This is a genomic window from Halomonas sp. BC04, assembly GCF_000568385.1.
In genome coordinates this window covers 1-19,356 of record NZ_AZQX01000277.1, presented here as the reverse complement: position 1 = coordinate 19,356, position 19,356 = coordinate 1, and the positions used below count along the sequence as shown (strand labels likewise).

Here is a 19,356-nt window from a genome sequence, read left to right as displayed (position 1 = left end):
CTTGCCGATCAGGCACGCTACATCTCCTATGGTCCGGCACGCCTGTCTTCTTCCGACATGGTCTCGACCCATGCCGAAGCCGGTATCGACATGATGCCGCACATGCCGACCTATCCGCCTAACTTCGCCACAGCTCTTCAGAAGGATGACGAATTCTGGGCGGACTACAGCGATGAACTGAACCAGCGTTTCGACGCCTGGCTGGCCCAGTAAGACCAGGCCGCCACCCGATCCCATTCGGTTGGCGGCTTCATTTCTTTCGATGTTTCCTGAATTGTCCTGTCGCTTACCGGAGAGGCCTGCGTGTCTGAATCTCCCGCTTCCCCCTTGACGACCGCCGATGGGGTGCCGCTCAAGGTCAGTCTGCGGCGTGCCGTTCGCCGGTCGAAGCTCAAGGCGCTACTGCTGGTATCGCCTCTGCTGCTGTTCCTGATCATCGCCTTCGTCATGCCGATCTTCGACATGTTGTGGCGCAGCGTGGACAACCCCGAGGTATCGACCCACCTGACGCGCACCGTCGAAGCGCTGGAGGGCTGGGATCGCCAGTCCTTGCCCGATGAGTCCGTCTATGCTGCCCTGGCCGAGGATCTGCTGGAAGGGCAGGAGGCGCGCAACCTGGGGTTGCTATCGAGCCGGCTAAACTACGAGCAGTCGGGCATGCGCTCTGCCATCACCAGGACGGCGCGAAACCTGCGTACCATGGACCCTCCCTACAAGGAGGCCATGATCGAGGCCAATGCCCGCTGGGGTGAAGTGGATACCTGGAAGCTGATCGAGCGTGAAGCGACGCCGCTGACAATGACCTACTATCTGACGGCGCTGGACCGCCAGCTCACGCCGGATGGCGAGATGATCCGCGCTCCGGAAAATCAGCGCATTCATGTCAACCTGTTCTGGCGTACCTTCTGGATGAGCGCCGTGATCACCGGCCTGACCCTGCTGCTGGGCTATCCCGTTGCATTCCTGCTCGCCAACCTGTCGCTGCGCCATTCAAATCTGCTGATGATACTGGTGCTGCTGCCGTTCTGGACGTCGTTGCTGGTGCGTACCACTACCTGGATCGCGATTCTGCAGTCCCAGGGCGTGCTCAACGATGTCATGGTGGCGATAGGCGTCATCGCCGATGAGGCCCGATGGCAGATGATTCATAACAAGACCGGCACCATCGTCGCCATGACCCATATCCTGCTGCCGTTCATGATTCTGCCGCTCTATTCGGTCATGAAGACCATACCCCCCAGCTACATGCGGGCGGCGCGATCGCTGGGAGGGCGTCCCTTCCTCTGCTTCCGGCGGGTCTACTTTCCATTGACCATTCCCGGCATCGCGGCAGGGGGCATTCTGGTTTTCATCCTCTCCATCGGCTACTACATCACACCGGCACTGGTAGGCGGGCAGTCGGGTCGATTCATCACCAATTATATCGCCTTCCACATGCAGACCTCACTCAACTGGGGCCTGGCCGCAGCGATCGCCTCAATCCTGTTGTTCGTGGTGATCATCTTCTATCTCATCTTCAATCGCCTGATCGGCGTCGACAAGGTCAAGCTGGGGTAATCTGATGGCCATACCTTCCTATGCCACCCGTGGCGAGCGCATCTGGCACTATGTCTTTCTTGGCATTTGTGCCTTGGTCTTCCTGTTCCTGGTGGGGCCGCTGCTGATCATCATTCCACTCTCCTTCAACGCCCAGCCCTACTTTACCTTCTCGGAAAAGATGCTGAGCCTGGATCCGGAGGGCTTTTCGCTGCGCTGGTACCAGGACTTCTTCACATCGAGTGCCTGGCTCAATGCGATCAAGAACAGCTTCATCATCGGCATCGCCTCGACGATCCTGGCGACCGTGCTGGGAACCATTGCGGCGCTGGGGCTGTCGAGCCGCAACATGCCGGCCCGGGGAGTGATCATGGCACTGCTCATTTCGCCGATGATCGTGCCGCTGATCATTTCCGCGGCGGCCATGTTCTTCTTCTTTTCCAAGGTGAACCTGGCCCAGACTTACCTGGGGGTTATCCTTGCTCACACGGCGCTGGGGATTCCCTTCGTGGTGATTACCGTCACGGCAACGCTCTCCAGCTTCGATACCACCCTGATCCGCGCCGCCCACAGCCTGGGCGCCAACCCGACCCGGACCTTCTTCAAGGTCGTTTTGCCCCTGGTGACGCCAGGGGTGGTGTCGGGTGCGCTGTTCGCCTTCATTACCTCCTTCGATGAAGTGGTGGTGGTGCTCTTCATCGCCGGACCGGAGCAGCGAACCATGCCCATCCAGATGTGGTCGGGCATTCGCGAGCAGATCAGCCCCACGATCCTGGCAGTAGCCACCATGCTGGTGCTGCTGTCGATGCTGATGCTGACCACCCTGGAGCTGCTGCGTCGTCGTGGTGAGCGCATGCGGGGGCTCACGCCGGGTTAGGAGCACCACCGGGTCTAAACGGGTTCCCGACATTGGGAGGCATCGAGAGATGCCTCCCAATTTCATTTCCGAGCGCACCCGCCTTCTAACAGGCCGGGCTTGGCGTGGACATCTGGCCCATGTGTCACATTTAGCCAGCTTTATTGGGGCTTCATGGTTGGACTCTTCTGCTGCGAATTTCTGTAACTATATGATATTTAGCATTTTTGCTTGTAAATTCGTTGCATGGCATGCCCTGTGCTTGAGTCAGGGTGACGACGGATCAACAGGGAGGGTTTTACATGAGCCACGATAAGCAATTTCGCTTGGCCTCTGCCGGACGCTTGACAGCGTTAGCCTCAGCCATAGCGCTGTCATTGGGTACGCTGACCCTGGCGGGTTGCGGTAACGATGATGATATGCCGCCGGTGGACCAGGAGCCGCCCGCTACAGAACAGCAAGGCTCTCCCATGCAGGATCCCACTGATGATCCAGGCATTGACCAGACGGATACAGCCGCGGGTGATGGTGGGGAAGATCCGATGGGCGCCGCTGAACCGATGCCGGAAGACGAGGAGGCATTTCCGGAAGCGGAACAGGAGCCGGTGCCGAATGGGGCGCAGGACACGATGGCGCCCGATGATGAAGACGAGTTCATGGACGATGACATGGACGACGATGATGAGATCGAGCGTTAATCAATAGATTCTGATACGAATTTTTGATTAATCACGAACTCAAGTGCTTGCCAGGTATTCTCACTTTCAGCACGGCAGGCACGGAGGGTGGAAGCCCCTCGACACTTCGTCGCAAGACGACACTCTAGGAGGTGGAACTATGATGTCCAAGGAATTCCTCAAGAGAATTGGTGTATTCGGCGTGGCAATTGGCCTGACTGCAAGCCCGTTTGCCTTGGCTCACGCCGTCGATCACGAAGAAGCACCTGGGCAAGAGGTAGAGGACGTACCCAGCCCGGAGACACCGACAGAAGAGGTCTTTCCATCTGAGGCGGCTGATCCCGATGTTCCGTTGGATGAGCGCGAGGATTGGGAGGATCCCAGCGAGGCACAGCCGGGTCAGGCAGTTGAAGATGTACCTGCCCCTGATGCCCCGGGTGCCGAGGGTGTGAATACCGACCCCGATACCGGTGCTCCGCTGGAGGAGCGTGACGACTGGGCAGAGCCCGATGAACTGGAGCGTGGCGCAGAGGCCGAGGACGTTCCGGGTACTGAAGTGCCCAGTGAAGAGGCGTTCCCGGGCGATGAACCGGATGCGCAGGACGACACCTACTAATACGTCGTCGCGTGTTGGCTCCGGTGCTTGGCACCGGAGCCGGCCAAGAATGGCGAACATGCAACCGACTATGCCTCAATGACTATGTTTCAACGACCATGTCTAAACGGCCATGTTTCAAGCGCAGAGTCCACTGACGGCCCGCCACCCCCCTTGCACCGTCAGTCGGATTGCATGGCGCATTTTGCCCCCAACCTCCCAGGGGGCTTTTTTTGGTTCATTGCATTTTACTGGAAAGCCTGGCCCGGGTTTGCAGGATGATACGAGGGCGTCCAATCAGAGGAAGAACTGTTCATGGAGGTTGTCATGACATGGATAACGAGAACGAACGTTCTTGGTCATTCGATGTCTCTTGGGCAGTGGTGATGATCTCAAGCGCTTGCGAAGGCCAGCAGAGAGCGGTTGAGCAAGCGTAGAGGGTGAGAGTTCCTCATCATCATCGCTTCCGTCCATCGCAAGACGACTACTTGGAGGTGGAACTATGATGTCCAAGGAATTCCTCAAGAGAGTCGGCATATTTGGTGTTGCGATCGGTTTGACTGCCAGCCCCTTCGCTCTGGCGCATGCGTGGACCATGCAGAAGCACCTGGTCAAGAAGTAGAGGACCTGCCTAGCCCGGATGCACCAACACAGGAAATGTTCCCGTCTGAAGCGCCAGATGCAGATGTTCCATTGGATGAGCGAGAGACCTGGGCCGACCCTGATGAGCTTGAGCGTGGCGCTGAAGCCGAGGACGTGCCGGGCCCTGAGGTGCCAACCGAAGAGGCCTTCCCGGGTGCTGAGCCTGAAGTCACTCCGGGAACAGTGGAAAGAGAAGAAAGGGATGAGCGTGGTGTTGAAACCGAGGATGTGCCGGGCACTGAGGTGCCGTCTCCAAGCGCCGACACCTAAACGGCACACCAATCCGATGCTGCACCGGGGTTGCTTTCCCGGTGACCATCCTGCAGTAGACGATGATAGGGAAGACGAAGACGATTAAGTCCTTGCTTCATGGCTCCGGTGCTTGGCACTGGAGCCTGCCAAGGATGGCGAATACGGAACAACCAATTTAGGTGCAGAGTCCACTGACGGCCCGCCCCCCCCTTGCACCGTCAGTCGGATTGCATGGCACATTTTTGCCCCCAACCTCCTAGGGGGCTTTTTTCTCCTGGCGGGATAATATTCTGCCTGGCCGGCACCATCTTTGATCACTCTTCGTCCAGTCGACGATAGAGAGTCCGCCTGGCGATACCCAGAATATCAGCGGTGCGACGCTTGTTGCCGCCGGTCGCTTCCAGCACTTTCTGGATATAGCGCTTCTCTACCTCTTCCAGGCTGGGCCAGTGCTGCTGCTTCTCGGCCGCTATCACGGCGTTACCTGCCTCGATATGGCGTGCATTGCTGCGCTGTTCCGGACCATGTTGACGGATGCGTTCGGGCAGGTCGGCATGGCTCATCAGGCCGCCTTCAGCCAGCGTCACGGCTCGCATGACGGCATTTTCCAGCTCGCGCACATTGCCCGGATAGGAATACTCGAGGAGCGCTTGCAGGGCCGAGGGCTCGACGCTCTCGATCTGCTTGCCCTGGGTGGTGGCATGCTTCTCGATCAAGGCAGAGACCAGTCGTTCTATGTCGCCATTGCGCTCTCGCAAAGGGGGGATTCGCAGCGAGAATGTCTCCAGGCGATAGAAGAGGTCGCTGCGAAAATTGCCACTCTCGATCTCCTGTTCCAGCTCTCGATGGGTCGCAGCGATGATACGCACGTCCACCGACTCCTCCTTCTCGGCCCCCACGGCCTTGACAGTCCTTTCCTGCAGCGCTCGCAGCAGCTTGGCCTGGAGCCCGATGGACATTTCCCCGATCTCATCGAGAAAGAGACTGCCGCCGTTGGCCGCCTGGAATAGACCCTGGCGGGAGTCGCTGGCACCGGTAAAGGCTCCCTTTGTATGGCCGAAGAACTCGCTCTCCATCAGCTCGGAGGGGATGCTGGCACAGTTGATCGCAATGAAGGGGCCTTCGGCGCGAGGGCTCTCGGCGTGGATGGCGCGGGCGAGCAGCTCCTTGCCGGTGCCGCTCTCGCCCTGCACCAGGATAGGTGCGTCGCTCTTGGCGAGCCGAGCGGCATCATGGAAGAGGGATTGCATCGTCTCGCTCTCGCCGACGATGCCGTGAAAGTGGCCGGTAGGATGCTCCTGCTGAAAGCGTTCGGCCAGGCGGTGATTTTCCAGCACGCGATAGACCGCCTCGCGAACGCTTTCGAGGTCCAGCGGCTTGGTCAGGAAATCGTCGGCTCCGATCTTCAGTGCTTCCACGGCCTGGTCGATGGTGCCGAAGGCGGTGATCACGATGAACCCCAATTGGCTCCCCTGGCCGCGTAGCTGCTCGAGCAGATCCATGCCGCTGATGCCAGGCAGGCGGACATCGCTGATGACCAGTGCCACATCGCTGTGGCTCATGCTGGCCAGTGCCTCTTCGGCACTGGCCACGCCGAGCGTCTGGTATCCGGCTTCCTGAAGCTCCTCTTCCAGCAGTTCCAGAATGGCTGCGTCGTCCTCGACGATCAGGATCGGCAAGCCGTTGGGTGTGATGTTCCCTGTCACGTGGCAGTTCCTCCTTCGATGGAATCCGTCTGGCTAAGGGGCAGGCCGACCTCGAAGCCGGCTCCTCCCATGTCGCTGTCGAAGACGCCGACAGTACCGCCGTGGTCATTGATGATCCGATGCACCATGGAAAGCCCCAGGCCGCTGCCTTGTCCCACGGGCTTGGTGGTAAAGAAGGGGTCGAAGACCTTCGACTGGTTGGCCCGGGTAATCCCTGCTCCATCATCTTCCACCCAGAGGGTCAGCCAATCGTTCTCCTGCCGGGCACTGAGGCGAACCCGTTGGACCCCCTCGGCCTGGGCGGCATTGCGTAAGAGATTCGTGAGTACCTGGATCAGCTGCTGGCCGTTGGCCAGAAACTGGGGGGAAGGATCCGGCAAGTCCGTTTCCAGCTGGATGGCATTCCGGTCGAGGTCGTCTTCCACCAGCTCCCGGGTGGCGCCGACCAGGCTGTCGAGATCGAGAGACTCCTTCTCGACATTGTGGCGTCGGCCGAGCTCCATCAACTGACGCACGATCTCGACGATGCGCTCAACCTCGCTACGGATGCGCCCCAGCTTGGCCCGTTCGTCATCGCCTATCCGGTCCCGGCGCGCCAGGCGCTGGGCCTGACCGTTGATGACCGTGAGCGGGGCGCCGATCTCATGGGCGACCCCCGCAGCCAGCACGCCGAGCTCAGCCAGTTTCTTGGACTTGCGCAGGCGTTTCTCCAGCTCGATCTCCTTGCGTCGGCGCGTCTCGATATCGGCGTCCTTCTCGGCCATGGCATCCAGCATCCCGTTCAGGCCAACGGCCAGGCGGGCGTACTCCTGGGGGCCGTCGGCCACGGCGCGCTGGCTGCGATCACCCTCCTCTACACGCTGCATGACCGCCAGCAGTCGCTCCAGCGGGCGTTCGATATGCCGGCGAAACCCCCACCAGATACCCAGTACGATGCCGCCGGCACCGATCACGAAGGCGATCAGTGCCAGCTGGCTGAGGAAGCCGGTGTAGTTCTCGATGCCGGTATTGAGGCGGTTGACCTGCAAGACGCCGCGTATCTCGCCTGTGGCTGACGTCAGCGGCTTCAGCGCCGAGTAATAGTGCCAGCCGTCATGCTCCCGGTAGGCGGCGCGCATTTCGCCGTTCTCCGCCACGTCGCGAATGGCATCGGCACTGAACAGTGCCTGGCCCAGTCCCAGGCCATAGATCTCCTGGCCGTTGGTATCGAAGACATAGGCGCCATAGATGCGATGAAAGGAGAAGGCCGAATAGAGCGACTCCTCCAGCGGCTCCGTGGAATCCCGGGCCAGGGCATGACTCAGGGTGGTGCCGATGACATGGGTAATCACCTGGACTTCCCGTTCCAGGCGGGAGCGAACGTTGTCTTCCAGCGACTTGATGGCCACCAGGCTGAATACGAGCAGCACCAGGAAGAGGGGGGCGATGACCGTCAGGATAATCAGGTTGCGTAGGCGCATGGCGGCTCACGAGCAGCAATCGGAATGGCAGGCGCCGGCAATCCGCCGGCGCCTGTCTCGGATTCAATCGGCTGGAACCAGCCGGTATAGGCTGCCCTGCGGATCGTCGTTGAGAAGATAAAGGGCACCGTCATCGCCCTGGCGCACATCGCGGATACGGCCGATATGGCCGTCGAGGATGGTTTCGCTTGTGACGACATCGCTTCCATCCAGTGTCAGCCGTAGCAGTCGTTCACTGCGCAGGCCGCCGGCGAGCAGGTCGCCCTGCCAGTCGGGGAAGGTGTCGGCGGTGACATGGGCCAGGCCGGATGGCGCCAGGGTGAACTCGAAGACATGGGCCGGATCGCGCATGCCGGGCAGGGAGTCCGCGCCGATGGGCTCACCGGTGCCGTAGTCGCGCCCCTGGCTCACTTCCGGCCAGCCGTAGTTCTCGCCGGCTTCGATGAAATTGATTTCATCGCCACCCCTTGGCCCATGCTCACTGGCCCAGATGTCACCGTCGGCGGTCACGATCATGCCCTGGATGTTGCGGTTGCCTGCGGTATAGATCTCATCGAGGATCTCGGGGTCATCGACGAAAGGGTTGTCATCGGGCACCCCTCCGGTATCGGTCAGGCGCAACACGCTGCCGGCGTGGTCGCTCTTGTCCTGGGCTCGCTCCGGGTTGGAGCCGCGGTCACCGATGCTCATCAACAGGGTGCCATCGGGCAGCCAGGCGAGTCGCGAACCGTAGTGGCGGCCCGGGCCGGAGTAACGGTCCTGCACGAACAGCTCCTCGACCTCGACCAGGCTTTCGCCTTCCAGCCTGGCGCGGCTCAGGGCCGTGGCGGTGTTGCCGTTGCCGGGCTTGCTCCAGGTGAAATAGACCCAATCGTGCTCACCATCCCCCCAGGATGGATGCAGGGCAAGATCCAGCAGGCCGCCCTGGCCTCGGGAATGGACTTCGGGCACGCCATCCAGGCGGGTGGTGGAGCCGTCTGCCTCGACCAGCGTCAGGTGGCCTGGCCTTTCGCTGACCAGAAAACGTCCATCGGGCAGCATGGCCAGGGCCCATGGGTTTTCGAGGCCGGAAGCGAGGCGCTCCAGGCGCAGGTCCAGATAGTCGGTGGCGATGCGTTCATCGATGACGTCGGCGGCCTGGGCCGAGCCGATGCCCAGCATCGTGCCCAGCAGCAGCGTCGCTGCCAGTGGATTGCATGGCTTGTGCATCCCGTCCTCCCTTGATGGCTGTTCCGCTAACAGGATAGTGACCCCTGTGCGGTCAGGGTGTTCCGATCACCCTTGGGACCTGATTACATCAGGATGGCCAGCAGTATCGGCAGATAGAGCAGTGACAGCAGGGTGGAACAGAACACCAGGCTTGCCACATATGCCGGTTCTCGCCCGGCACGCTGGGCGAAAAGGTAGTTGAAGACCGCCACCGGCATGCTCATCTGCAGCACCAGGATGCTGTGGGCCAGCGGCGGCAGGCTCAATAGATAGCCTATGCCCCAGGCGAGCAGGGCGGCCACGGGGATACGCAACAGGCTGAAGCCGATGCCCGACTGCAGGTTCTTCACCTGGATGCTGGCCAGGGATACTCCCAGGGTGATCAGCATCAGCGGCACCGTGAAGCCCGAAATCAAATCCACGCTGTTATCCAGCCACAGCGGCAAGTCTGTGTCGGTCAGCAGCAGTGCCAGTGCTATCAGGATAGCGTATACGGTGGGGGTCTTCGCCAGTGTCAGCAGCGGATTGCCTCGACTGGCCATGACGGCCCCCAGGGTGAACTGGAACAGCGAGACCGTGACCATTATGGTGATGCCGAAGGCAAAGCCGGCGATGCCGAAGGCATAGAGCACTACCGGAAGGCCCATGTTGCCGGTATTGGGATACATCATCGGTGCGAGCAGGACCCGCCAGTCCCGGCCCAGCACGCGAGCCATCGGCAGCGTTGCCGCTGCCATGCTGAGCATGACCAGCGCCGTGGCCAGCATGGTGAGCCCGAAGCTGCCGGCATCGATCTCCGCCCCGGAAAGCGAGGCCAGTACCAGGGCAGGGGTACCGATATTGAAGACCAGTCGCGTAACGAACTCCACGGGGTAGGGATAGCCCAGGCGAATCCAGGCGAAGCCGAGCCCTGCACCGGCCAGTACGGGGGCCATGACGGCAAAGAGTTCGGCGACCATGCAGTGTCCTGTGGGTGGCGGTTCGCGAAAGGGTTAGTGTCAAAGGGCTATTGCCACAGGGCTATTGTCGTGGCTCGGGGCGTGCCACGCAAACCGTTAGGCCGCTAAACGCGCTACACTCTTGCCATCCTCAATGTCGGATGGTTATTCATGTCGTCTTCTGCCAACAGCTTCCAGGCCTTGGTGCGCCTGCTACGCTATGCGCGGGGCTATCGTCGCCGCATCATCGCCGCCACGACCTGCTCGATCATCAACAAGATTTTCGATATCGCCCCCGAGATCCTCATCGGGGTGGCCATCGACGTGGTGGTCAACCAGGAACGCAGCTTCGTCGCCCGGCTCGGTTTCACCACGCCCCAGGAGCAGATCCTGATGCTGGCCGTGCTCACCTTCTTCATCTGGGCCGGCGAGTCGATCTTCGAGTATCTCTACAAGATCCTGTGGCGCAACCTGGCCCAGCGGCTGCAGGCCGACATGCGCCTGGATACCTACGAGCACGCCCAGCGGCTCGACATGGCCTTCTTCGAGTCGAGAAGCTCCGGCCAGTTGGTGGCGACCATGAACGACGACGTCAACCAGCTGGAGCGCTTCCTCGACGGCGGCGCCAACTCGCTGATCCAGGTGGGCGTCACCGTGGTGGCAGTGGGGGCGGTGTTCTTCGTCATCTCGCCATTGATCGCCCTGCTGGCCTTCACGCCCATCCCGATGATCATCTGGGGCGCCTTCTTCTTCCAGCGCAAGGCCGGGCCGCTCTATGCCGACGTGCGCGAGAAGGTCGGTGACCTGTCCAGCCGACTCTCCAACAACCTCGCTGGCATCGCCACCATCAAGAGCTTCACCAGCGAGGCGCGCGAGGCGGCGCGGCTGCGTGCCACCAGCGAGGCCTATGTGGAAGCCAATCGCCGCGCCATTCGTGTCAGCTCGGCGTTCATACCGGTGATCCGCATGGCGATCCTGGCCGGCTTCCTGGCCACCTTTACCGTGGGTGGCATGATGGCACTGCGAGGCGACCTCAACGTCGGCGCCTACGGTGTGCTGGTGTTCCTCACCCAGCGCCTGCTCTGGCCGCTGACCGGCCTGGCCGAAGTCATCGACCTGTTCGAGCGCGCCATGGCCAGCACCCGCCGCATTCTCGACCTGCTGGCGGTGCCCATCACCGTGAAGGACAACGGCGACAAGCCCTTGTCGGCACCGGTGCGTGGCGAGGTGAGCTTCGAGTCGGTGAGCTTTCACTATGCGTCGAGCGGGGTGGGCGTGGATGGCGTCAGCCTCCGGGTACCCGCCGGGAATACCCTGGCCCTGGTCGGTGCCACGGGTTCCGGCAAGTCGACCCTGATCAAGCTGCTGCTGCGTTTCTACGATCCCGAGGCCGGCCGGGTCTGTATCGACGGCCAGCCGATCGGCGAGGTCAGCCTCCACTCGCTGCGCCAAGCCATCGGCCTGGTCAGCCAGGACGTCTACCTCTTCGAGGGCTCGATCCGCGACAACATCGCCTATGGCAAGCCCGAGGCCGAAGAGGCGGAGGTGATCGAGGCGGCCCGCACCGCCGAGGCCTGGGAGTTCATCGAGGCGCTCCCCCAAGGGCTGGATACCGCGGTGGGGGAGCGTGGCATTCGCCTCTCCGGCGGCCAGCGACAGCGCCTGTCGCTGGCTCGCGCGCTGCTCAAGGACCCGCCCATCCTGGTGCTTGACGAAGCCACCAGCGCCGTGGACAACGAAACCGAGGCGGCCATCCAGCGCTCGCTACTCAAGATCGGCCATGGCCGCACGGTGATCATGATCGCCCACCGGCTCTCCACCATCGTCCATGCCGACGAAATCGTGGTGATCGACGCCGGCAGGGTGGTCGAGAAGGGCACCCACCAGGCGTTGATCGAGCATGGCGGCCGCTACGCGGCCCAGTGGAAGGTCCAGACCGGCGCGCTGAGCGCCGATGCCGCCCTGGGCGCGCTGCCGAGTGCGTGACGGGCACAGGTCGTTGTCGGCTGTAGGGCTATCAGCTCGTCCTTCCGAGCTGGCTACTTGCCGCCCGGTACGCTTCTGGAAGCCACCTTGGCCAAGCGATGCGCGCACCCTCCGGTTCGACCATGCGATACTCAGCAAGAGCGATGGCCCTGGCGGTCGGCGCAGTCATTTCACCTATACTGGAAGGAAATTTCCTGCCATTGAGGTGCGTCATGATCGTTCGTCTAGGCAGAGGGATAGTCGCAGGGCTGGTGGCGACATTGGTCATCTCCATGTTCATGATCCTGCGCCTGTCGGCCGGGCTCATGCCCTGGTACAACATTGTCGAGATCATGAACCTGACAGCCCAGAGCGTGCTGGGTACGCCGAACAGCATCGTCGTGGGATGGATTATCCACTTCGTGGTGGGCACCCTGATCTGGGGCATCCTGTTCGCCCTGTTGGCCCCGCACCTGCCCGGCAGCAGCGACGCTCGCCGTGGGCTGGTGTTCGGCCTGGGCGCCTGGCTGGTGGTGATGATCACGGTGTTTCCCCTGGCCGGCTCGGGCATGTTCGGCATGGGATTCGGGGTGATAGCGCCCATATCCACCCTGTTGGGGCATATCGTGTTCGGGCTGGTGCTGGGTGGCACCTACGGCTGGTTGCGGCGCCTCTAGGAGAGGCGCTTCCCGGCTACCCCCTTGCACATCGGCCAGGATGGCGAGGGGGCGAGGCAGCCCAGCAGAAGGCGTGGCCAAGGGAGCGCCCTTGGCAGGCCCCTGTATGGGCGGACCAGGAGGTCGTGGCGGAGCGCATCACCGGACCAACAGGGCATCCAAGCTTACCGGGACCTCGTCACCGATCTGCTCGTAGCCGAGCAACAGCATGACCGAGCGCAGCGTGGGGTCCGCCATCAGCGCTTGGCCGTCCAGCGCGACGCGCTCGGCGTTGGTGATGCGTATCTGGTCGGCGGTGACTCGGGTGAAACGAACCTCCAGCGGCTCCTGGCGTGTCGCCTGGGCCGTCTGAACCGAAAGCTGCAGGGTTTCCACCAGCGATTCACCCACCGCCAGCGCATTCAGCCGCTCGGGCGGGAAGCGGGTGGTCAGCGTCGCCATGGGACGCTCGGTCAGGCCGGAGAGCCAGGGCGGCAGCGGCCCCAGCCGTTCTACCACGTCGCTCTGGTTCAAGCGAAGCGGCAACTGCAGCTCGCCGTTGGCATTCGCACTGCCGGCCAGGCGACGTACCTCATGATGGCGGGGCACCGGGCCATCGGGGCCGATCTGCACGATCGTCGCCGACACGCGGGACTGCGCCGGGTCCAGCTCCCACGCTGCCAGCATCGGCGACACCGACAACAGCAGGGCCAGGGCGGATGCCAGCCCAACCGCTTGACCCCACTTCGTACCCAGGCGATGGCATCGTTTCATCAGCGTCTCTCTCCATGGGCGATATGCCCACCCATCGAGACACGGGAACCGGACGGAAGTGCCCTGTTCGGGCACGGAAAAGAAGGAATAAACAGGGAGCTTGCCTCTGGCCTCGTCCACCCGCTTTCGCTATCATACGGCGGCGCAAGCACGGGCCTATAGCTCAGTTGGTTAGAGCAGGGGACTCATAATCCCTTGGTCGCTGGTTCGAGTCCAGCTGGGCCCACCAATAGAATCAAGTGGTTACGTGACCAAGGCTCACCTTCTATCAATGAGTGGCTGCGGTTTGGTTGCTGATCCGAGGTAACTTTGCCACCACGCTTACGATCCTCTGGAACCTCAGGCACAGCGCTTTGCCGGTGCCTTCTTTATGCCGCCTGGAAAGCTTCGCCCAAGAGATAGTATTGACGACGCTCGTTAACCTGCTTTCACTTATACCGCGCTGAAAAGCCTCGATAGCCTCAATGATTGTACGCTGCCGTGATTAGTCATTTCTTACTGGCCAGCTTGAATTAAGGCTGTGGAAGGGGCATCCGGCACGCAAATGGACGAAAGGCGAGCCAGGCGATGATGCTTTTTCGTTTGAGCAGCCCAAGCTGATGATGCTCGGTGCTCACCTGTTGGTTGATAACGGCATCTTTGAGCGCGCTGAGCTGGTGCATCAGACTGGACTGTAGCCCGAAACCATTGAGATGCTTTGCAACCTGCAACCTGCAACCTGCAACCTGCAACCTGCGTCCTGAGTATCTGAGCTCGCAGCCTGAGACTGGAGATATCGTTGTGCCTCTCAAGCTCAAACACAATGTTGTAAGGTCGGGTCGAGCTACCCGAGCGGATATTCTGCCCTTTCAAAAAATAGTACGGCTTAAACGGAGCCGCTTTTGAATCCTGAATTACCTAGGGCCCGTTGGTGCCACTTATCCATCGGGTTACTTCTATGCGCTCTGCTACTGGGCTGTGCTACCTCCAGAGAAGATCACCAGCGTGCCTCCCTGAGCGTCTTGACGCAGTCTGGGTTCGAGCCGGTAGAGCAGAGGGGACCACTAAGGGCCTGGGCGAGAGAGAGTCCTGTCGGGGCTCAAGCAGCCCCCTGGCACCTTTACCTAGAAGGGGATGGGGTTGCCTGGCTGCGTGGTGGCGTCCCCAGTCCGAACCCGACACCACGCAGCCCTGTGGCACTTTGGATGGCCGTGGAGGATGCCTCTCCACGGGTGGCGTATATCGCTCGGCCTTGCCAGTGGTTTGCATCGTTGCCGGATAGCTGCCAACCGTCGATATGGACGGATGAGCGCTACGGCGAGCAGGTACGACAATGGCTACTGGAAGTCATCGAGACCATAGCTGGCGGCCACCCGGTTCGGCTTGTGGGGTTTTCCGGCGGCGCGCATCTGGCGCTGCAGTTGGTATCGCACCTTGAGAACGCTGAGGGCGTGGTATCGGTAGCGGGCAATCTGAACGATTCGCTGTTTGCCCAGTATCATCGTCTACCGGCGGCGCGGCATGTACCTGCAGAGAGGCCTGAGGTAGCGCTATGGAGTCTGAGCGGTAATGCGGATCGCATTGTGCCACCCGAACTGACCGAGCGCATGCTTGAGGCGCGCGAGGGGCGCTGTCAGACACACCAAGTGCTCGAGGGAGCGGAGCACGGCGGGACATGGCAACTCGACTGGCCACGTATCGTGGCCTTCTGGGAGAGTTGCAAGGGACTCTGAGACTGCCAGGAAGCAAGAAAGGAAAGAGAACGAGGACGGGCGCCATGGTAGGCGCCCGTCGTCGTACTGAATCGCTTAGAAGTCGTAGCGAACTCGTAGACTGCCGGCATGCGAGCTCATGCTGCTAGACCAGCCGAAGGCATAGTCTGCTGAGGTGGTGAAGCCACCCTCGCTGTAGAGGTCGATGCCCAGGCCCGCGCTGTAGCGAGTCTTGTCGGGCTTTGGCCCCTCCACAATGAAGGTCTCCTCCGGAGCGAAGGTAAAGGCGGTAGTGTTGCTGCGTGCCTTACCCTGGACGTCGTGGTAAGCGCCCAAGGTAAACCGGGGCTCGACGATCAGATTGCCCAGCGGCACCGTGTGCGCAAGCTCGCTTTCCAGGCCCATCTCAAAGCGCTCGATACGCTGCTCGCCCTGGCGCAGGTTGAGTGAGCCAGCACCACGCTCCTCATAGGCGTCCAGTTCCAGGTTGGCGTAGGTCGCGGAGACACGCGGCGTCAAACGCGTCGCGCGATCCAGTCGATATTCGTAGGCGGCTGCGGCCACGGCGCTGAACTGTTCGCTGTCGAAGTCGGCTCGAGCGGTGTTGCCCAGCACGCGTCGCGAGGTGTCGTTATCGCCCCAGCCGTAGGACAGCTGAGCATCGAACAGCCAGTTTCCATAGGCACGGCCCGCATAGGCAGTGAGCTGGTCAAAGTCGATCTCACTGCGGACCAGGCCGTTCTTGCCATCCACATCGGTACTGGTCCGCGACCAGGCGAGACCAAGAACGCTGCCGTTGTGTAATTCGATGTCGCCGCCAAGCACGAAACCGCGGGTGTCACTATCGAAACCTTCTATTCCATCTTGGGCACGCTGGTCGATCTCGCCGTACAGGCCCTGGATCCAAACACCCTGGCTGGCCAGGGCGTCCCCGGCAGCAACGCCTCGGGCTCGCACGGAAACCGCGTTGCTGCTGCTCTGGCTGGCAGAGGCGGTGCCGCCGGCAACGGCACCGCTGCTGTCAGGCAGCAGCTCGTCGATCCTTTCGCCATCCCCGATGGCGTCGATCAGTGCCTGGACGGCAGCTTCATTAGTGCTGTTGGCTAGTACTTGGTTAAGGGCATTGCCTAGGCCCGCAAGTTGGCGTGCCTTCGCGCCAGTGGCATTAGTCGTGTCGATGGCCCGGCGTGCAATCGCTTCACCGTCGAGCCCTGCATAGGTGACTAGTAGCTGGTTGCCATCGTCGCTCAGTTCCACCTTGCTAACGCGGTAGAGGCCAGAGGCTGTCTTAAGGTTAAGTGCATCCAAGTCGAAGTCGAGATCGTCAGCTTCCAGTGCAACTAGCTGCGAGCCGTCTCGATAAGCTTCGCCGTTGCCGAATATCAGGGTAGAGCCATTGGCCAGAGTGATACGTTCGGCACTCAGCCCGCTCAGGACCTGACTGGAGAAGCGCAGAGTGGCATCGGCATCCTGCTCATAACTGCCGTCGATGGCATGAATGCCTTCGACCACAAACACGCCGCCGCGGTTTCTGATAGTGCCTTCATACTCGCCACCGGCCAGGGTCACGGTAGCGCCGTCGAGGTCGATATCGCCGATCACGCTGCCGCCGGAGAGACGAGCGTGAACGTTCTGGCCCTGCAGATACATGGCCTGACCAGGCTCGGTCATGATGCCGGCGCTATCCAGGTAGCGCTGAGCATGCAAAGTCCCGCGCTGGTCGATAAAGGTATCGCCGGAAGTGTTTTCAACGGAAATGGCTGTGCCATTGTTGGTGCGAATTTCTCCACCCGAGGTGTTGAAAATACGGCCATCAAAACGGCTGTCCTCGATGCGGATGCCGTCATGGCCCTCCATCAGGCCGCGATTGACGATATCGCCTTGCAGTACTGAACCTTCCGTAATATAGATAGCGCCATCGAGCCCGCGAAAGACAGCCTCACCCGCCCCGGCCTCCAGGCCGTTGATGATATTGCCATACAGTTCGGTATTGAGCATGCCGAAGGCGTAGCTATATGCCGCGCCGTTTTCCCCCGTCGACTCGATCAGCCCCAGGTTCACCAGGCTGCCTTCTACGATCGCAGCATCGCTGATAATGTTGTCGTCTTTGTCGATCCTGTCACTGATCAGCAGCACGGCTAATTCATCGCCGCGGATAGTGCCTGAATTGTAAAGGAACACCCGCTTTTCGCCGCTGGCGAAGACCGGCACGCCATCGAGTTTCCCTGCATCGCTATCCGAGGCGGAAATCCCGATTACATGCGCCTCATCGATGGAAATCGCCAAGGCATCCTCGTCCCCATGGTGGGGGTAGTTGATCGTGCCAGTGGCGCTGATCTCTCCAGTGTTGACGATAATCGCCTTATCCCAGAAGCCACCGCGAACTTCTACCGCCATGCGGTTCTTGGCGATGATAGCGTCGGGGTTCTGGCGATCATAGGTCGAGCCTAACTGCTCGCCAACTACCAAAAACAGTGGGTCGCTGAGTTTACCAGCCGCCTTATCGACGGTCAGGTATTTTCCATCCAGATCGCTGTACTCGTAATATGAAACGTAGTCATAGTCATCCCCTGCGTATGCTATACCGGCAAGTGCAACCAGTGATATGGCGGCGGCCAGCGGCGTCCTGCGTAACTGCATGTTATCTCCTTGCGATGAGTTCCCTTGGATGCAGCATGGCTGCATCCAGGGGAATATCGTCAGGAGCTAAAGAAACTTTAGAAATTAGAGAGCAATTCCGTGCTGAGTCTAGAAAGCACCACGGCGGCTCTCTCATCGCTGGTAGTGGAGGTGCCGCGACTTGAGCAACGAAGCCGCTCAATCACTTCGCCCCAGGGTGTTCTCAGTCTCTGGCGCTAGTGAGATGCCGTCGGCATTGTGGTGCACGGCAAAGAAGAACTGATGTTGCCCAAGCCAGCCTCACGAGCAACAAGAGGGGCCGACTTCACTGCCGTTGCCGCATCCCCCACAGCTTGCTGATAGGCACGGTGTAGCATCCCGGCTCCTGCTGCTTCATGCAGTGGGGGGTGGTGCATATCGGCATGCCTTGCTCAATGACAAGAGCGACCTCGACCTGATCCTTGTCCCAGCTCCGTCCAATTCCAGGTTCTTCCAGTGTCCAAGTGCGTGCTGGCCAGCTGGCCAGTGGACGGCGTGAATGAGAGGCGTCCCCCATTGCCGAGCCTCAAGCTGCTACCTTCTAACGCCACTCCAGGTCCACCGCGATGGGGTCGTGATCCGATGAGCGGAAGGGGTCGGGCTGGAAGTAGGGCGCCGCATTGTCCGGTCCGTCGTAGCCAAGGAATACGGGCTCGTCGGCATTGATGGGCCACGGCCGGACCTCGGCGGCTGCCGCGGCCAGTTCGGGGCTGGCCATGGCATGGTCCAGGTAGCCCGACTCGCCGCGGAACACATAGCTGTAGCGGTGCTCGGGCGGCAGCTCCCTGGCCATCAGGTCGACCAGGCCCGCGTCGGTCAGGGTACGGATCGGGTCCTCGGCGCCGTAGGCGTTGAGGTCGCCGGTGAGCAGCAGGCGCTCGTGTCCCTCCGCGGCAGCGAGGCGGTCGAGGAAGCCGTTCATGGCCTGGGCCTGTTCCACCCGGCGCTGGTTCCAGCAGCCCTGGCCGCGGTCGATATCGCCCCGGGGCGGGCAGCCGGTCTTGGACTTGAAGTGGGCGGTCACCACGCCGAAGGCGGGGCCGCCGTCCCGGCTACGGAAGAAGGCCGCCAGCGGCGGCCGGTGATGGGTGGGGCTATTGTCGGCATAGAGTTCGCTGACGGCCTCCACCCGGTCCGGTCGGTAGATCAGGGCGAGCTTGATGGCATCGCTGCCGCGGTTGGCACTCCCGCCGACGGCGCGATAGCGAACTCCGGTTCGTTCGCTCAGCTGCTCGACCAGGTCGGCCAGGGCACGCGGGTCGTTCTCCACCTCAACCAGGGCAAGGATGTCGGCCTGCAGGCCGTCCACCGCCGCGGCGAGCTTGGCCCGCTGGCGTTCCAGCTCTTCGGCGTCAGCGGCGCCCCGCTGGCCGAGGGTGATGAAGTAGTTCTCGACGTTGAAGGTCGCCACCCGCAGCCGCTCACCCGGCTCCGGCAGCGGCCCCGGGCGCGGGTTGGCGTCCTCGAAGCGCGGTTCCAGGGTCGGGTGCAACCGGTAGGCGTCGAAGGCGTGGGCAAGCACCCCAGTCAGCCCCTTGATCGTGCTGCCGACTCGACGGGTGCCGTTCGCATCCAGGTAGGGAATGGGGCTGGGAAAGGCGCGGTAGCTGCCGTCGTCCAGCATGAGAACATCGCGCTGTTGAGTGTCGCCGGGGGTGTTGGTGGGTCGGAACAGGCGCTCGGCGGCCACCCTCAGGGAGCCGTAGCGGGCGAGTTCGTAGTTGCCGGTGACGGTCAGGGC

The 19,356-nt window shown here is 61.5% G+C and carries 15 protein-coding genes, 1 tRNA gene and 1 pseudogene; 10 read left to right on the top strand and 7 right to left on the bottom strand.

The genetic code is table 11. The features are described 5' to 3' along the window. From Q427_RS18975 to Q427_RS18950, 6 genes and pseudogenes are all read left to right on the top strand, one after another. Positions 1-213 (top strand): annotated as a pseudogene (locus Q427_RS18975) (ABC transporter substrate-binding protein); the annotation flags it as partial. Between the two features lie 90 nt (positions 214-303). Then, on the top strand, positions 304-1,557 hold the full coding sequence (locus tag Q427_RS18970) for an ABC transporter permease (protein WP_043516660.1): 1,254 nt from the start codon (positions 304-306) through the stop codon (positions 1,555-1,557). A gap of 4 nt (positions 1,558-1,561) precedes the next feature. After that, entirely contained in the window at positions 1,562-2,413 is an 852-nt protein-coding gene (locus Q427_RS18965; RefSeq protein ID WP_043516658.1) for an ABC transporter permease, read from the top strand. 281 nt (positions 2,414-2,694) lie between these two features. After that, a complete protein-coding gene (locus Q427_RS29200; RefSeq protein ID WP_051496528.1) occupies positions 2,695-3,090 on the top strand; it encodes a hypothetical protein in 396 nt (131 codons plus the stop codon). Positions 3,091-3,229: 139 nt separating this feature from the next. Then, on the top strand, positions 3,230-3,685 hold the full coding sequence (locus Q427_RS18955; protein WP_043516657.1) for a hypothetical protein: 456 nt from the start codon (positions 3,230-3,232) through the stop codon (positions 3,683-3,685). Positions 3,686-4,252: 567 nt separating this feature from the next. Then, positions 4,253-4,576, top strand: a complete 324-nt coding sequence (locus tag Q427_RS18950; RefSeq protein WP_155833624.1) for a hypothetical protein — start codon at positions 4,253-4,255, stop codon at positions 4,574-4,576. Positions 4,577-4,872: 296 nt separating this feature from the next. Here Q427_RS18950 and Q427_RS18945 read toward each other — a convergent pair whose 3' ends face one another. The 4 genes from Q427_RS18945 to Q427_RS18930 form a co-directional block, all read right to left on the bottom strand. Beyond that, a complete protein-coding gene (locus tag Q427_RS18945) occupies positions 4,873-6,264 on the bottom strand; it encodes a sigma-54-dependent transcriptional regulator (RefSeq protein ID WP_081786096.1) in 1,392 nt (463 codons plus the stop codon). Further along, on the bottom strand, positions 6,261-7,724 hold the full coding sequence (locus tag Q427_RS18940) for a sensor histidine kinase (protein WP_043516654.1): 1,464 nt from the start codon (positions 7,722-7,724) through the stop codon (positions 6,261-6,263). The genes Q427_RS18945 and Q427_RS18940 overlap by 4 nt, the downstream gene beginning before the upstream one ends. A gap of 63 nt (positions 7,725-7,787) precedes the next feature. After that, complete coding sequence (locus Q427_RS18935) at positions 7,788-8,933, bottom strand: PQQ-dependent sugar dehydrogenase (RefSeq protein ID WP_043516653.1); 1,146 nt, start codon at positions 8,931-8,933, stop codon at positions 7,788-7,790. A gap of 83 nt (positions 8,934-9,016) precedes the next feature. Beyond that, positions 9,017-9,892 carry an AEC family transporter gene (locus Q427_RS18930; RefSeq protein WP_043516652.1) on the bottom strand — a complete coding sequence of 292 codons (876 nt, stop codon included), beginning with the start codon at positions 9,890-9,892 and terminating at the stop codon, positions 9,017-9,019. A gap of 150 nt (positions 9,893-10,042) precedes the next feature. On the opposite strand from Q427_RS18930, the gene Q427_RS18925 reads away from it, so the two are divergent. Together Q427_RS18925 and Q427_RS18920 are read left to right on the top strand one after the other, a co-directional pair. Beyond that, positions 10,043-11,857: an ABC transporter ATP-binding protein gene (locus Q427_RS18925; RefSeq protein ID WP_043516651.1), complete on the top strand. Its 1,815-nt coding sequence runs from the start codon at positions 10,043-10,045 to the stop codon at positions 11,855-11,857. Positions 11,858-12,069: 212 nt separating this feature from the next. Continuing rightward, a complete protein-coding gene (locus Q427_RS18920; RefSeq protein WP_043516650.1) occupies positions 12,070-12,513 on the top strand; it encodes a DUF6789 family protein in 444 nt (147 codons plus the stop codon). A 138-nt stretch (positions 12,514-12,651) separates the two neighbouring features. Here the strand turns inward: Q427_RS18920 and Q427_RS18915 are convergent, their stop codons facing one another. Next, a complete protein-coding gene (locus Q427_RS18915; RefSeq protein ID WP_051496526.1) occupies positions 12,652-13,266 on the bottom strand; it encodes a hypothetical protein in 615 nt (204 codons plus the stop codon). A gap of 152 nt (positions 13,267-13,418) precedes the next feature. Between Q427_RS18915 and Q427_RS18910 the strand changes: the two genes are divergently transcribed. Continuing rightward, a tRNA-Ile gene (locus Q427_RS18910) sits at positions 13,419-13,495 on the top strand. Positions 13,496-14,450: 955 nt separating this feature from the next. After that, complete coding sequence (locus Q427_RS29195; protein WP_051496524.1) at positions 14,451-14,978, top strand: alpha/beta hydrolase; 528 nt, start codon at positions 14,451-14,453, stop codon at positions 14,976-14,978. A gap of 75 nt (positions 14,979-15,053) precedes the next feature. Here the strand turns inward: Q427_RS29195 and Q427_RS18895 are convergent, their stop codons facing one another. Together Q427_RS18895 and Q427_RS18890 are read right to left on the bottom strand one after the other, a co-directional pair. After that, on the bottom strand, positions 15,054-17,642 hold the full coding sequence (locus Q427_RS18895) for an autotransporter family protein (RefSeq protein WP_081786093.1): 2,589 nt from the start codon (positions 17,640-17,642) through the stop codon (positions 15,054-15,056). Positions 17,643-18,156: 514 nt separating this feature from the next. Further along, positions 18,157-19,356 (bottom strand): ExeM/NucH family extracellular endonuclease (locus Q427_RS18890; RefSeq protein WP_043516647.1); only part of this gene is annotated, 1,200 nt, incomplete at its 5' end.